This window comes from Vibrio ziniensis (assembly GCF_011064285.1).
GTDB classification, from domain to species: Bacteria; Pseudomonadota; Gammaproteobacteria; order Enterobacterales; family Vibrionaceae; genus Vibrio; species Vibrio ziniensis.
On sequence record NZ_CP049331.1, the window covers coordinates 1,063,463 to 1,079,114 of the forward strand.

The 15,652-nt window shown below is 41.7% G+C and carries 13 protein-coding genes; 6 read left to right on the forward strand and 7 right to left on the reverse strand.

Annotation, left to right across the window (positions count from 1 at the left end; all coding sequences use genetic code 11):
- Window positions 1-62: 62 nt before the first annotated feature.
- The 3 genes from G5S32_RS04770 to G5S32_RS04780 form a co-directional block, all read right to left on the reverse strand.
- Window positions 63-1,055, reverse strand: coding sequence for a lipid A deacylase LpxR family protein (locus G5S32_RS04770; protein WP_165310857.1), 993 nt, complete (start codon window positions 1,053-1,055; stop codon window positions 63-65).
- Window positions 1,056-1,242: 187 nt separating this feature from the next.
- Window positions 1,243-3,522 carry a formate C-acetyltransferase gene (gene pflB / locus G5S32_RS04775; RefSeq protein ID WP_165310859.1) on the reverse strand — a complete coding sequence of 760 codons (2,280 nt, stop codon included), beginning with the start codon at window positions 3,520-3,522 and terminating at the stop codon, window positions 1,243-1,245.
- Window positions 3,523-3,813: 291 nt separating this feature from the next.
- The gene (locus G5S32_RS04780; protein WP_165310861.1) at window positions 3,814-5,361 is read right to left on the reverse strand and encodes a DUF3360 family protein; all 1,548 of its coding nucleotides are present in this window, start codon (window positions 5,359-5,361) and stop codon (window positions 3,814-3,816) included.
- Window positions 5,362-5,920: 559 nt separating this feature from the next.
- Here G5S32_RS04780 and G5S32_RS04785 point away from each other — a divergent pair.
- The 5 genes from G5S32_RS04785 (at window position 5,921) to G5S32_RS04805 (ending at window position 10,825) form a co-directional block, all read left to right on the forward strand.
- Window positions 5,921-7,411, forward strand: a complete 1,491-nt coding sequence (locus G5S32_RS04785; RefSeq protein ID WP_165310863.1) for a hypothetical protein — start codon at window positions 5,921-5,923, stop codon at window positions 7,409-7,411.
- A 236-nt stretch (window positions 7,412-7,647) separates the two neighbouring features.
- Entirely contained in the window at window positions 7,648-8,418 is a 771-nt protein-coding gene (locus G5S32_RS04790; RefSeq protein WP_165310865.1) for an ABC transporter ATP-binding protein, read from the forward strand.
- An 89-nt stretch (window positions 8,419-8,507) separates the two neighbouring features.
- Entirely contained in the window at window positions 8,508-9,284 is a 777-nt protein-coding gene (locus G5S32_RS04795; protein WP_165310867.1) for an ABC transporter substrate-binding protein, read from the forward strand.
- Between the two features lie 129 nt (window positions 9,285-9,413).
- A complete protein-coding gene (locus tag G5S32_RS04800; protein WP_165310869.1) occupies window positions 9,414-10,145 on the forward strand; it encodes an ABC transporter permease in 732 nt (243 codons plus the stop codon).
- 2 nt (window positions 10,146-10,147) lie between these two features.
- Entirely contained in the window at window positions 10,148-10,825 is a 678-nt protein-coding gene (locus G5S32_RS04805) for an ABC transporter permease (protein WP_165310871.1), read from the forward strand.
- A gap of 68 nt (window positions 10,826-10,893) precedes the next feature.
- Here the strand turns inward: G5S32_RS04805 and xthA are convergent, their stop codons facing one another.
- Entirely contained in the window at window positions 10,894-11,700 is an 807-nt protein-coding gene (xthA, locus tag G5S32_RS04810) for an exodeoxyribonuclease III (RefSeq protein WP_165310873.1), read from the reverse strand.
- Between the two features lie 250 nt (window positions 11,701-11,950).
- Here xthA and G5S32_RS04815 point away from each other — a divergent pair, with 250 nt between their 5' ends.
- Window positions 11,951-14,071: a methyl-accepting chemotaxis protein gene (locus tag G5S32_RS04815; RefSeq protein ID WP_165310875.1), complete on the forward strand. Its 2,121-nt coding sequence runs from the start codon at window positions 11,951-11,953 to the stop codon at window positions 14,069-14,071.
- Between the two features lie 30 nt (window positions 14,072-14,101).
- Here G5S32_RS04815 and rsmS read toward each other — a convergent pair whose 3' ends face one another.
- From rsmS to G5S32_RS04830, 3 genes are read right to left on the reverse strand one after another with little or no spacing between them, the layout of a single operon-like run.
- Window positions 14,102-14,275 carry a pleiotropic regulatory protein RsmS gene (rsmS, locus tag G5S32_RS04820; RefSeq protein ID WP_165310876.1) on the reverse strand — a complete coding sequence of 58 codons (174 nt, stop codon included), beginning with the start codon at window positions 14,273-14,275 and terminating at the stop codon, window positions 14,102-14,104.
- Window positions 14,276-14,824 carry a primosomal replication protein gene (locus G5S32_RS04825; RefSeq protein ID WP_165310878.1) on the reverse strand — a complete coding sequence of 183 codons (549 nt, stop codon included), beginning with the start codon at window positions 14,822-14,824 and terminating at the stop codon, window positions 14,276-14,278.
- Window positions 14,821-15,600, reverse strand: coding sequence for a TSUP family transporter (locus G5S32_RS04830; protein WP_165310880.1), 780 nt, complete (start codon window positions 15,598-15,600; stop codon window positions 14,821-14,823). The genes G5S32_RS04825 and G5S32_RS04830 overlap by 4 nt, the downstream gene beginning before the upstream one ends.
- Between the last annotated feature and the right edge of the window lie 52 nt (window positions 15,601-15,652).

Sequence of the window (15,652 nt, forward strand, 5' to 3'; positions counted from 1 at the left end):
TTTGACGTACATTCGCTGTTCTACCGATGCTCAGTCTGATCATATTTTATTCTAGGATGGTATTAGAAAAATGCGTAGAACGACACACCGCCGGTACCATGAAGAATATTTTTGTCTTCTTTATATTCTGAAGTATTGGCGGTAGTGGTAAATGTGAAACCAAAGTGGCGGGTATACCATACAGCTCCAACAACAGCAGTTGATTGCCAGTTTTCTAGCGTAACTTGGTAATAACTTGCAGGATGTTCTAGGCCATTAAGTGGTCGTTCACCTTCAATAGTAATGTCATTAAATCGATAGCGCGCTTCAATACCACCAAAGACAAACCAGCCATAATTTGAAGCACCTATCATGCCCGGTTTAAAAGGGCTTTCTGCGGAAATCTGAGCACTACCAAAATTTCCCGCTAAGTCTTGTCCCCAACGCACCATAAAACCTGTAGAAACATCTTCACGAAAATTGCCTAAATTGATTTCCGAAATATTTGATATTTCGAATTCTGTGCTGGGAGTAAATCTACGGCGGACCAAGTTAAAGTGAGTTGAATAGCCAACATTAGCCACAACTTTATCCTCTACTTGATAAGCCCAACCATTCGGGTCATCTGATTTGGTAATAGAATGTACTAAGTTTTGAGTTTCTCTAGACAAAGAGTTTTCACCCGTTGTGCCAATCATTAAGTTGAATCGCTGGCTTTGCTGAGGATGGAGACTTATATAATTAAATTCACCATGAAGTAAACCGGCGTATGGACGCTCATTGGGTTCTGGTGTTTCAAGTGTGATATCTGATGGCGTCCACATTTTGTGGCCTATACTGAATTCCCATTTATCTAAACTTGCCGCTCCCCACATGGATAAACTTAAAGGCTTCGACCACCAATTGGGCCTTACGGCTCCAGATGTGTAAGAGATAAAAACACCGCTAGTGTAGTCTTGGTCAATGCCAAATACTCCGTCATTATCGATATTGAGAGTGACGGTCGGAGACTGTGCAGCAAGAGCAGAAAAACTAGATGTTAACAGTAGAGTTAGAGTAAAACGAAATATGGACATCAAATTACAGCTTAAATACAACGATGTTGAAATACTAACTGATTGATATGTTTAATACGAGAAATGAAGAGTCACTAAAACAAAAAATTTGTTCAGCCCATAAAAATTAACGTTTTGATTCAATTCGACATTAAATAAAAAGCCCTCGCTATTGCGAGGGCTTTAAGCTCATGATTTAAGCGAAGTCTTACATTGACTCAGTAAATGTACGAGCGATAACGTCAGCTTGTTGTTCAGCAGTCAGAGAGTTGAAACGAACAGCGTAACCAGATACACGGATAGTTAGCTGAGGGTATTTCTCTGGGTGTTTAACAGCGTCTAGTAGAGTGTCGCGGTTAAGCACGTTAACGTTTAGGTGTTGACCACCCTCTAGTTTGCCAGCTTCATGGTGGAAATAACCATCCATTAGACCAGCAAGGTTAGCGCGTTGGCTTGCTTCTTCTTTACCTAATGCGTTTGGAACGATAGAGAAGGTGTAAGAGATACCATCTTGAGCGTCAGCAAACGGTAGTTTCGCTACTGAAGTCAATGATGCGACTGCACCTTTCTCGTCACGACCGTGCATTGGGTTTGCTCCTGGTGCAAATGGAGTACCAGCACGACGACCGTCAGGAGTGTTACCAGTCTTCTTACCGTATACCACGTTTGAAGTGATAGTTAGGATAGACTGAGTAGGGATCGCATTACGGTAAGTCTTAAGCTCACGGATCTTATTCATAAATACAGAAACAAGTTCACAAGCGATATCATCTACGCGAGGATCATTGTTACCGAATTTAGGGTAATCGCCTTCGATTTCGAAGTCGATTGCTAGACCATCTTCGTCACGAATTGGTTTAACTTTAGCGTACTTGATTGCAGATAGAGAGTCAGCTGCAACAGATAGACCTGCGATACCACATGCCATAGTACGTTTAACGTCACGGTCGTGTAGAGCCATTAGAGACGCTTCGTAGCTGTACTTGTCGTGCATGAAGTGGATAGCGTTTAGTGCAGTCACATACTGCTTAGCTAGCCAATCCATGAAGTGATCCATTTTTTCCCAAAGTTCGTTGTAATCTAGGTATTCACCTGAGATTTTGTCCATTTTCGGACCAACTTGGATTTTCAGTTTCTCATCGACACCGCCGTTGATGGTGTAAAGCATCGTTTTAGCAAGGTTCGCACGAGCACCGAAGAACTGCATTTGTTTACCAACAACCATTGGAGATACACAACATGCGATTGCGTAGTCGTCTGATTGCATGTCTGGACGCATTAGATCGTCGTTTTCGTACTGGATAGAAGAAGTATCGATAGATACTTTTGCACAGAAACGTTTGAAACCATCTGGTAGTGCTTCAGACCAAAGAACAGTGATGTTTGGCTCTGGAGAAGGACCCATAGTGTATAGGCTGTTTAGGAAACGGAAGTTAGAACGCGTTACTAGCGTACGACCGTCAAGACCCATACCACCCATAGATTCTGTTGCCCAAATTGGGTCGCCAGAGAATAGCTCATCGTACTCAGGAGTACGTAGGAAACGAACCATACGTAGTTTCATTACGAAGTGGTCAATCATTTCTTGAGCTTGGTCTTCAGTGATCTTACCAGCAGCGATATCACGCTCGATGTACACATCTAGGAATGTAGAAGTACGACCTAGAGACATTGCAGCACCGTTTTGTGACTTAACAGCAGCTAGGTAGCCGAAGTAAGTCCATTGGATAGCTTCTTGTGCTGTTTCAGCTGGACGACCAATATCGCAACCGTATTTTGCAGCCATCTTCTTGATTTGACCTAGAGCACGGTGTTGCTCAGCGATCTCTTCACGAAGTTGCATAGTCATGTGAAGGTCTTCACCGTTCTCAAAACGTGCTTGTAGCGACGTGAATTGAGCGAATTTGTCCTTCATTAGGAAGTCGATACCGTATAGTGCAACACGACGGTAGTCACCAATGATACGACCACGGCCGTATGCATCTGGAAGACCAGTTAGTACACCAGATTTACGACATGCAAGGATGTCTGGAGTGTAGATATCGAAAACACCAGCGTTGTGAGTTTTACGGTATTCTGAATAGATTTTTGAAACCATAGGATCAAGTTCACGATCGTATGCTTTGCATGAACCTTCAACCATACGGATACCACCGTTAGGGATGATAGCACGCTTAAGTGGAGCGTCAGTTTGAAGACCAACGATAGTTTCAAGATCTTTTTCGATGTAGCCTGCATCGTGAGCTGTGATGGTAGAGATAACAGAAGTGTCAAAATCTACAGGAGCGTGAGTAGAGTTCTCCTGTTTGATGCCTTCCATTACTTTAGCCCAAAGCGTTTTAGTCGCTTCAGTACCCTCAGAAACTAGGAAAGATTCGTCACCCTCGTATGGAGTGTAGTTCTTTTGAATGAAATCACGAACGTTTACTTCGTTTTGCCACTCACCTGCAGCAAAACCTTCCCAAGCTTTAGCAAATTGCTCTGCCATGACATACCTACCTTTTTAGTAGAAAAAACACGTACTGTTTCGCCGTTGAGCCAGCTATCTCCTCATTGGAAGAGAGGCAGTACACTCGATTTAATAACAATATGTATAGTTCATAATCTCAGATTAATACTATAGATATTGTTATTTGTTCTTACGCTGAAATGTCCGTTTGATGAAATTACATTACACTAAAAAAAAATTGCAAAACTTAAACTAAATCAATAAAAGTTGAAAAATACAATAAAAAGAGGGTAGCGTCTTGCGCTACCCGTCTAATCTTTAATCTCTAGCTTATAGCCAAGCTTTTAGACCATATTGAGCTTCTAGCATACCAACGGCAAGCATTGCAACAAGACAGATAATGAACACGCTTACAGGGATAACAATTTTATCCAAGAAAGACAAGCGTGCAGCACGTTCTTTGTCACCGATTAGACCATTGTTGTCTAGGAACATGGTCAGAGCCCAAGCAAGCACTGGGTTTGCTACAATAGAAGCAAAAATACAGATACCAGCAGCTTGCGAGTCTTTTGTATCGCGAACCATTTGCATACCTGCTTCTAGTAGAGGTAGAGATACACCTACTAATAGAGCAACACGCATTACTGGTGGCCATACTGCAACGTCCATAGGGAAGCCAAGTACGGCAACAGTCATTACGATCAAACCAAGCAGAATTGAACCCGCTGGGATTGGACGTTTAGCGATAGCAGCAGGGATCATGTAAGTACCCCAAGATGATGTGATGTTACCACCACCTACTGCTGTACCAACCATTTGACGGAATGAACACATAGTCATAGTGTCATCAACGTCCATCAACACTTTTTCAGAACCTCTAGGGTAGTTCATCTCTTGGAAAATACGGTGACCTAGGAAGTCTGGAGACCACATCGCTACAGCTAGAATTGCGAATGGTAGAGATGCGATGAAGTGTTCCATGTTAGGAAGACCTAGCATCCAACCTTCTTCAGTGCTGCCCCACCAGTAAACTGGGTTTAGGTTTGGAAGGCCCATGTGAGTTTCGAATTTAATGTCGAAACCAGCACCTAGAGCTAGAGCGATTGCAAGACCAGAGAATGCACACACAGGGATAGCAAGCCAACGCTTATTCACTTTAGCTAGGTATGCGTAAATCGCAACGTTGATACCAAGTACGATAATACCTACATAACCCATGCTTCCTGCGGCTACGTCTGCCGATTGTAAACCGACCGCCCAGGTTTGTATGGAGTTGATCTGACTGATTGTTCCCGTCAAACCAAGGAATATGAGCAAACCACCGGCTGTACCTTCAGAAGTGAGGTTAACAAGCTTAGAGCCACCTTTGAAGAAACTGAGTAGTAGACCAAAGACACCAATAAGCAGTGCTAATGCTAGAGGGTGAGCACCCGCTAGAGCAATCGTGCCGATTAACGGAATCATCGGACCGTGGTTACCTGCTAAGTTTGCTTTAGGGTTGAAGATACCAGAAGCAAGCACGCAGAATAATAAAGCTGGAATCAACATCTCAACACGAGCTACTTCAATAGCAAACTCTTTAGTTAGATGAACGTGATCCCAAGCTTGAGTCAGACCTTCAGCCCAAGACATCATAACAGCAGAGTACATCGAGATGATGCCGATAGTACCAGCTAGAGCAGGAACAAAGTCTTCAAGTTCGAAACGGAAATCGCGACCCGGTAGGTTTAAGCCAAAGCGGCGAGGTTTCATGATTTGTAATTCATGATCTAAATAATCTGAACGGCTGTTGAACTCAGACGCTGGACGATGAAGCTCACTGTAGCTCTTAGTCTCGATATCTGAATCAGAATGCGCTTTATTCACTGCTTCTGACATAGATTCCTCATTGTATTAAAGTAATTAATTCTGAATAAAATTCTGCTTTAGTGTTCGCGAAAGCGAAAATTTAGGCTGAATATGTAACACGTTTCTGTTGTGCTTTATAGCATAGCCAACGAAATAATAATGGGCATTAGAACCGCCTTATATTTAGTGGCGAGTTTAACGTGCTAACCCTTTATAGTGATTGATCTTGATCACTTTAGTAATGGAAATGAAAGAAAACTACATTAAGTCCTTAAATATGGCTGAGTCATTGATTTATATGCGTAATTTGTTTTCATTTGTGATGTTTAGAACAAAAAATGAGAGGTTTATACAGAGGTTTGTATAACCAATGATTAACAAATGTTAACTAGATCATATTTTTTGGTGATGTTATGCAGAAATTGATTTGTAATTCAAATGCATGATGTGTGACGAAGTTGGACTGCTATTTTAGAATTATTTTTGTTAGTATCAGGAATAGTTAACTTTATTTAAAATTTATTGCTGATTCTAGGAAAAATGCATGAGTAAAATCAGAATATTGCCACTAGTGGCAATAGTTTCAAGTATGTTAGTAGGCTGTGGCGGCGGAGGCGGCGGTAGCGGTTCAAGTAGTGTTAAAAAGACGCAATACAATTTTTCGTTTTATTCGTCGACAACTATTAATCAATCGCAAACAAGCAACGCTGCTTATGCAAAATGCGTTATCTATAAAACGGGTACGGATAGTAACGGAGACGCTGCATATACGGTTTATACTCCGGCATCAACTAGCCAAACAAACAATGACACAGTGCTGGGTTTTTACAGTAATGCCAGTGGTGAGCGTGTAAGTGATTACATCTCCGTTTCTAGTGGTTCATTAAGTTTCTATATTGACGATATCCCTGATAATGGTTTCTTCACATTCCAAGTAGTGAATGAAGTTGGTGGTTCAACGATTAAGGCGATGAGCTTTAGCAAAGAGTTTTTGCAACAAGATAGCAGCTTTCGTACTGGCAAGTTTGGTATAAATCGTACGTCTGATAGTGCAACAAGTTGTGTAACAAGTGACAATAAGCGCACTACTAAAACAGATTCTAGCACCCAGTATGAAAGTAATAGTGCTTATCCTGGTGGGGCTATGAACTATAATTTTTATTCTCAAATCGACAGTATTCTTAATACCCCTTACCAGACTTTGAGCAGCACGAGGACTTTAGATAGTTATAGTGATGAGAATACTTTTATCGTGCAGTACACAGACAGTGCTAGATCGGAAATATCACAATACGGATTTAGTAATTGGACTGTTTCAAGTCAAGCAATAGAGATGGCTTTAGCGGATCAGGACACAGGTACTATTACACTTAATACCAACATGTCTCTTTCTGACATTCCGATTGAAATTATTTCAGGTAATTATGCATATAGTTTGCTTGATCGTTCGACGACCTCTCTTACCTTCATGCATCCGGCGGAGTTGACGGATGAAACTTGGGTGTTTGAAGTTAGTGATGTTGATTTGCCTACTAATGCGAACTGGAGTGCAACTTATTCATCGGCTGTAGATACCACCAGTTCTCAATGGGATTTGGTCGTCGATGATGCTTCTTTATATACAGTGACCAACTTGCAAGATCAAAAGCCTACGGTCTTGACTGGTGACGTGATTGATTTAAGCGGTGCGATTCCATTGCAAAGTGAGATAGGTATGCAGCGAATCGCTTACAGAAGTAATACCTCAAGTGTTGGTACAACATATAACGTTACTCATGTCTTATATTCTATGCTAACGGAAGAGGTTGTTGCGCCTGAGCTGTATTACTATGATTATTCGAGTAGTGTGATCGATGCACTAAAAGTTAGTGATAGTAGTGCATTTAGTTTGAGCCATTTAATCCTTGAAGACATTGACGATGTATCAAGTAGTGAGTTTATGTCGCTATTCGCTGTAGGTAGCTCAAATGATTTAGATGCCGAAATTACGGGGCTTGTGGTTAGCGAACAACAAGCAGAAGTCAATCAAGTTCAGCTAAAGAAAGTAAAGAGTCTAATGCTATCTCGACTTGATGATTAGATAAGATCTGAATTCTCACAGCCATATAAAGCCCCTTTTGGGGCTTTTTTTGTTTTTAATATTCATGTATAAGAGAATATAAAGCTAAAAAATGAATAACATTCCATTATTCGTAACTAATTATTCCCTTTTTGTAGGTTAATAATTTGTTGCATGTTATGGCGGTGAGTGATACTTTGTAGCGAAATTGAGCTGGAATGCTCTGCAGTGTCATAAAATACAGGGAGTTAAAGCGCATGAAAGAAGTACCAGCGCTCGATATAAAACAACTGCACAAAACGTTTGGCCAGAATGAAGTTCTGAAAGGTATCTCACTTCAAGCGCATAAAGGAGATGTTATCTCTATTATTGGCTCGTCCGGTTCTGGCAAAAGTACCTTCCTACGTTGCATCAACTTACTTGAAACGCCTACAGACGGTGAAATCTGGGTGAATGGTGAGTTGATTCAGATGAAAAAAAACCGCCAAGGTATTTCTCTTCCTGCTAATGAAAAACAAGTTCAGCGTATCCGTTCGCGTTTAGCTATGGTTTTTCAGGGATTTAATCTTTGGTCACATATGACAGTGTTAGAAAACGTCATTGAAGCACCTGTCCATGTATTAGGTGTTCCCAAAGCACAAGCGATTGAAAAAGCGGAAGCACTCCTTCAGAAAGTCGGTCTTTATGAACGTAAAGATTACTACCCAGGGCATTTGTCTGGCGGTCAGCAACAGCGAGCTGCAATTGCGCGAGCTTTAGCTGTTGATCCTGAAGTTCTTCTGTTTGATGAACCTACGTCTGCTCTGGACCCAGAATTAGTTGGCGAGGTGTTGGGTGTTATGCGTTCACTGGCCGAAGAAGGGCGAACCATGCTAGTTGTAACCCATGAAATGGCATTCGCTCGTGATGTATCAAATCATGTCATGTTTTTGCATCAAGGATTGGTAGAAGAACAGGGTGATCCTAAAAAGCTGTTTACGAATCCAGATTCTGAACGTCTCAAACAGTTTATTTCATCAATTTATTAACACATATTAGCTTGTCTGTTTTACGACAGATTCGCTGAGAAAACTAAAGCTATAAAAATAGAAAACACAACAATCACAGGAGTATGGAAATGAAAAAGTGGTTATTAGTTGCGGCGATAGCTGCTACAGCTGCGACCGGTGTAGCCCAAGCGAAAGAGTGGAAAACTGTACGCTTTGGTATTGAAGGTGCTTACCCTCCGTTCAGCTGGACTGAAGCTGACGGCTCTCTGAAGGGGTTCGATGTTGATATGGCGAATGCTCTATGTAAAGAGATGGCTGTACAGTGTCAAATTGTTGCTCAAGACTGGGATGGTATTATTCCTTCTCTACTTGCTCGTAAATACGATGCAATCATTGCAGCGATGTCTATCACTGAAGAACGCAAGAAGAAAGTCGATTTCACTCATAAATACGCACTGATTCCAAACAAATTCATTGCTAAAAAAGGCGCGGGTTTAGAGTTTACTAAAGAAGGCCTTAAAGGTGTTAAAATTGGTGTGCAACGCGCAACAACGCATGACAAATACTTAACTGACAACTACGGTGACTCTGTTGAAATCGTCCGTTACGGTTCTTTCGATGAAGCTTATCTAGATCTAGGTAATGGTCGTATCGCGTCTGTTCTTGGTGATGCATCTGCACTTGAAGACGGCGTACTAAACAAACCAGGCGGTGAAGGCTACGAATTCGTTGGTCCATCATTAACTGATCCAAAATGGTTCGGTGACGGTTTTGGTATCGCAACTCGTAAACAAGATAAAGACCTAACTGAGAAGCTAAATGGTGCTATCGATTCACTTCGTGAAAAAGGTGTTTATCAACAAATCGCTGCAAAATACTTCAAGTACGACGTATACGGTGATTAATTAGCCTCAAATGTCCCTATTGTGCTCATTAACAATAGGGACGAAACAATAATAAAGGCATTCTTGGCTGTTGGTTCCTAGTTCGTAGCAGTACCCAGCAGCCAAGCTTTAAGGGACTAGGAAGTTTTTATGCTGGATCTACAGGGATATGAAGCCTCTATTGCAAAAGGGGCGGTACTCACAATTGAAGTCGCCATACTTTCACTATTATTAGCGGTTGTGCTTGGCATGTTAGGAGCGTTGGCGAAACTGTCTCCTTACACATGGGCAAGAAGCATTGCTACTGTCTACACCACGATTATCCGCGGCATTCCAGACTTAGTTCTGATGATGTTGATATTCTTCGGTGGTCAAATTTTATTGAACAACAGTCTTTACTCAATTAATGAATCGCTAAATGATTGGCTTGGTACGGCAGACGAGTGGGTTCAGTATGTACCTGACTATATCGACGTGAGTCCATTTATTGCCGGTGTATTAACGATTGGATTTATCTTTGGTGCATACATGGCTGAAACTTTTCGTGGTGCCATCATGGCGGTGGACAAAGGAGAGCTTGAAGCTGCCAAAGCCTACGGTATGAACGCGGTATTATCGTTCAGACGCATTCTATTACCGCAAATGATTCGACACGCTTTACCTGGATTTGGTAATAACTGGCTAGTGTTACTGAAAACAACAGCATTGGTTTCGATCATTGGTTTAGAAGATATGGTGCGTATGAGTTCGCTTGCCGCTGGTTCAACCAAAATGCCATTTACGTTTTATATGACGGTTTCCATTATATTCCTTCTGTTTACCAGTATTTCGACCGGACTTCTGAAGTTGGTCGAGCGTAAATTCAGCATTCACACGAGGTAGATATGGACTTTTCATTGATTATCGAAAGCCTGCCAATTTACTTCAAAGGCTTATGGACAACTGTATGGTTAGTGTCACTTTCACTGATCATTGGTATCTGTATTGCTATACCTTTAGCAATTGCACGTAACAGTAAAAACTATGCGCTTAATCTGCCGTCTTGGGGATATATTTATTTCTTTCGTGGCACGCCACTGTTAGTTCAGCTGTACTTGATCTACTACGGTATGGATCAGTTTTTTCCAGTTAAAGGGACCCTTTGGGAGAATGCGTGGTTCTGTGCCTTGGTCGCCTTTATCCTCAATACTTCTGCCTATACTGCAGAGATTGTACGTGGAGCAATAAATGGCTTACCAAAAGGTGAGGTTGAAGCTGCGAAAGCCTACGGTATGAGCGTGTTTCAAACATATCACCGTATCATTCTGCCTAGCGCTCTTCGTCGAGCATTACCAGCTTATAGTAACGAAGTAATTTTTATGATTCACGGTAGTGCGGTTGCAGGTATTGTCACCATTATGGACTTAACTGGTGCTGCTCGCTTGGTGAATTCTCGTTACTACGCACCATTTGAGTCATTCCTGACCGCTGGTTTGTTTTACATGAGTTTAACGTTCATCGTTCTTTGGTGTTTTAAAGGGGCAGAGAAACGTTTCTTACGTTATTTGCGACCGTTAAGCTGATCTTTGGTTCTCCCCTCATCTGAGGGGGAGAACCCAAAGAAAAATGCTTTAAAAGACAGGAAATTTGCTTACTTAAACACTGACCAGATAGGTGCGTGATCAGACGGCTTATCGATGCTTCGAAGCTCATAATCGATATCCGCTTCTACACATTTTTGAGCCAGAGATGGCGTTGCCATAATTACGTCAATGCGAAGTCCTCGATTGTCTTCGAATCCACGAGAACGGTAGTCAAACCACGAAAACTTGTCATCAACATTTGGATGAAGTTTACGAAATGTGTCTTCAAATCCCCAATCTATCAGTGTTTTCAGCCATTCACGCTCTTCTGGTTGGAATGAACATTTCCCCGTTTTTAACCAACGTTTACGGTTAATTTCACCAATACCGATATCCAAATCGATAGGGCTGATGTTTATATCACCCATTACAATCAACTGCTCATCGCTACTGTGATGGTCGTTCAAATAGGTCATCAGATCTTTATAAAACTGACGTTTGTATGGGTACTTAACTTCATGCTCAACGTTGTCGCCTTGTGGGAAGTAACCATTCAGTACTGTCACTTTATGACCATTGTCATCGAGAAAAGTCGCCATGATCATACGCTTTTGATGATCATCATTGTCAGTTGGAAAACCTTTTTTTATTTCGACAGGTTGTTTCTTACAAAGCATCGCTACACCGTAGTGTGCTTTTTGACCATGAAAATAAACGTGATAGCCCATGGCTTCGACATCATCAATAGGAAAAGCTTCATCATGAACTTTGATTTCTTGTAAGCCGATAACATCGGGTTGATGCTTTTCAATCAATGCTTGAAGTTGGTGAAGTCGAGCTCTTAACCCATTGATGTTAAAGCTGATAACTTTCATTGGTTAGTCCTTGATTATGATTTTAATTAAGTTGTTACCTATTGAATTTTTTATTTGGCAGGTAACCACGAATAGATTCGATGTTAACACTTAGATTGAAGAGTACAAACCTTGGAACTCACTCAACTAGTTATGTAAGAAAATGGCAAACTTTGTGTCAGATTTGTATTGATATATCGATAGATTGTGGTCTAATTTCGGGCTATCTCATTTGATTATATGAGTTTAAACGCTAGCATAAGGATGTTGTATGCGAACACTATCAGTTCAGTGGAAAATTACGCTGTTGGCAGGTTTTTGCCTGCTCGTAACCTCGTTATCTCTTATCGGTTTCTCGGTTTACAATGCTGTAAGTAATCAGCAGGTGATTAAAACGCAGAGTGCTGAATCCGTTATCAATAAATCTCAGCAGTTGCTAAAGACACGCGCACAGTTAAATTCAACTGAAATCTCGGAATATCTCAGCGAAGCCACCTATCGTGCAGAAATGCTCTCTTCAAATGCTTTGTTCCTAAAGAAAAACTCTGAAGATAATTTTGGAGAAAGTGAAGCCTTACGTACCGCCTTAAATGAAATGGTTCGAAAATCTGTACTAGATTTTCCGACGATTGAAGGAGCGTATCTAGTATTCAAACCAAACGCTCTCGATTCTGAAGACAGTAACTATGTCAACGCAGATTATGTAGGTTCAAACGATGTTGGACGTTTTGCTCCGTATTGGAGAGCCAAAGACGCCGGTCAGGATGCGGTCAATGAAGTCTTGACTGAAAAGCAATTGGCTGATGCTGCCAATAGTGAACGTTTTGCTTGCCCGTTAAATGAGGGTAATGCATGTGTAACTTCTCCACGTATGATCAATCAAGGTAGTGAACAATTCTTAGCTACATCTATCTCTGTTCCTATTGTTGTCGACAACGAAGTCATTGGCTTTTACGGCATAGACCTAAAACTCACCCCTTTACTTGATGTAGCAAAAGATTCAGACAGTAGTTTGTTTAATGGCGAAGGTAAAATTTTCATCATCAGTCTGGATGGCACACTGATCGCGAGTGATGACGATTCATTAACTATCGGACAACCGTTTGGTGGATCTAGTATCTCTAGAGAAAAGGTCTCAAGTCTTTTATCTGGCAAAAAAGTAGAATCTTTGTGGAGCGAAGATGGCCTTTGGATGACAGTATTTGCGCCCATTCCTGTTGCTAACCAAACGTGGGGTGTGGTTTTTGAAATGCCTCGTAGCAGCGTTCTTAAAGATGCAGACCAACTTGATAGAGTTATTACCGCGCAAGTAGAAAGCGGCGTTAAAGTAGAGCTACTTGCAGGTCTATTGTTTGCCATTCTTGGGCTGACGGTTATTGCCTACACAGCTTCGCGTATTGTTAAGCCTATTCGCGAAGTTGTTGTACGTTTGAATGATATTGCTGATGGTGAAGGTGATTTAACTCAGCGTTTAGAAGTTCAATCGCAAGATGAAATAGGGCAGTTGGCAGATGGTTTCAACAAGTTCCTAGACAAACTGCAATCTACCATCAGACAAGTTATCGAAACTACCCATTCAGTTGCTGAAACCACGGAGCAAGCGAAGATTACAGCCGTTGAAACAAGGCGCAGCAGCGAGGCTCAGTTTAAAGAGGTCGATCTAGTTGCAACTGCGTCAGAAGAGATGACACAGACAGCAAGTCTCGTTGTTCACAATGCAGAAAATGCGGTTCAAGCAGCTGAGCTAGCGAATGATTCTGCTCGTATTGGTCAAGAGGTGATCAAAACTTCTGAAGCTGAAATGCTCAACTTGGTTAAAACCATGAATCAAGCCGTGCCAATTGTCGAAGATTTAGCGCGTAACAACGTGAACATTACCGACATTCTTGAAGTGATAGAAGGGATCTCTGAGCAAACAAACCTGCTTGCACTCAACGCAGCTATTGAAGCCGCAAGAGCGGGAGAACAAGGAAGGGGGTTTGCTGTTGTTGCTGATGAAGTTCGTAATCTTGCTAGCCGTACTCACGCTTCGGTTGGTGAAATTCGTACCGTCATTGAGAAAGTGGAAAAGGGCACTCGAGATGTCGTGAATGCTATTCAAGAAGGCAATAGCTTGGCGAATGGAACAGCCTCTCACGTACAACGCGCAGTAACGGAACTGAACAAGGTTTTTGATGCTATTTCAGCAATTAACGATATGAACACGCAGATTGTGAAAGCGGCAGAAGAACAGCAGACTGTGTCTGCTGAAGTGAACCAGAATGTAGCGAATATTCGAGATCTGAGTGCTCAGATTTTGGAACAGGCTGGTGAATCTGAAGCGGTAAGCACCGAAATCAGCTCTTTGTCAAAACAGCAGCAAGCGTTGGTCAATCAGTTTAAAGTGAATTGAGCCATTAAAAGGTAACGTTGAAAAAGAGTGCTAATTAGCGCTCTTTTCTTTTTTGAGTTTTGCTTGAAAATCTGCTTTGACAATTTCTAAAGCAGCGAGAGCAATCTCAGTGTCTACATTATTCGATTCAAGCAGATAAATCAGATCGACGGCGAGTTTGATGTCATCAGATGCATTTTCTAAAGAGGAGCTAGTGTCGTTCATTTATTGGTTCTTCTCTCTAAAAGTAATTTGTTTCTCAATCTTTGTTTTGGCTTCTTGGCAGCGTTTGAGTCTTTGTTCTGCAGTTAATAACGCTTGCTGTGCGGCTGTTTTATTAGCACCAAATGAACTTTCAACAGTAGCTTGCTTATCTTGAACAAGGATCATTAATCTTCGTTCCCAGTCTTGGTGTTGCGCTAAATCTTGATATAAATCGCTGATTGGCTTTCTGGTCTCGTTGAAATGTTTGGGTTCATTTTTGCGAATGGCTTGTGTCGACATTTCGCGCTGAATGGCTCTAATTTGTGAAAGTAGCCGCTCAGTTAGATATTCAGCTCGTGGTTGAGTTAATTTGCCTGCTTTTTGCTCACGAACAATCGCATTCAGTGTGCCTTGCGCTTCTGTTACACATGGAGTTAATAATTTTCCGTGGCAATGGAACAAGGTGTCGTCAAACAACGGGCGGTGGTGTTCACCTCGCGTACGATCGATCAGGGCAGCACTCGATTGGAGTTCTTCAATAATTGAATTTAATCTGGATAAGTCACTCATAGCGATACAAACCAAGCATCATAAGCAAGCTTAACGGCAAGAACACTTACAACCGTCACAAACACTGGACGAATGAATTTGGTACCAAAGCGAATTGCGGAATGTGCACCAACGAAAGCTCCTGCCATCAGACAAACTCCCATAGTTAAACCCAGAACCCAGTCGATATGACCCAAAATAGCAAAGGTCACTAGAGAAGTCAGGTTGCTAGTAAAGTTCATCGCTTTAGCTAAGCCTGACGCTAGCAGTATGTTTAAACGATAGAGAGCCATGGAACTCACGGTCCAGAAAGCACCAGTACCAGGGCCTGCTAAGCCATCGTAAAATCCCAAACCAAAACCTTGCAAATATTGTTTAGTGTTGAATTTTTTACATCCTGCGGGCATTTCACTTTGGATTATGGTTGGAGCCTTATGCCAAATTGTGTAAATAGCCGCTCCTAGAATAATTAGCGGTAGGGCTTTTTGTAACCAATCAGTACTAATTGCATCAACGGCTAGCGTACCTACGGTTGCACCAATAAGAGTCATGATAAATGCGCGAAGCCAATACTGAGGTTTAAACAGTTTTTTGCGATAGTACGTATACGCCGCAGTGGAAGAAGCAAACGTCGCAGCTAGTTTATTGGTGCCAAGAGCGACATGCGGAGGTAATCCTAGCGAAAGTAACGTAGGGACAGTCAGCATACCTCCGCCACCTGCGACAGCATCAATAAACCCTGCAATAAAAGCTACTAAAGCCAACACGACCAACATGGTTGGTTCGACTAATTCCATCAAAAATACGGTCCCAAATTTTCTGTTTTTAATTCTATTGTATGCGTTTTCA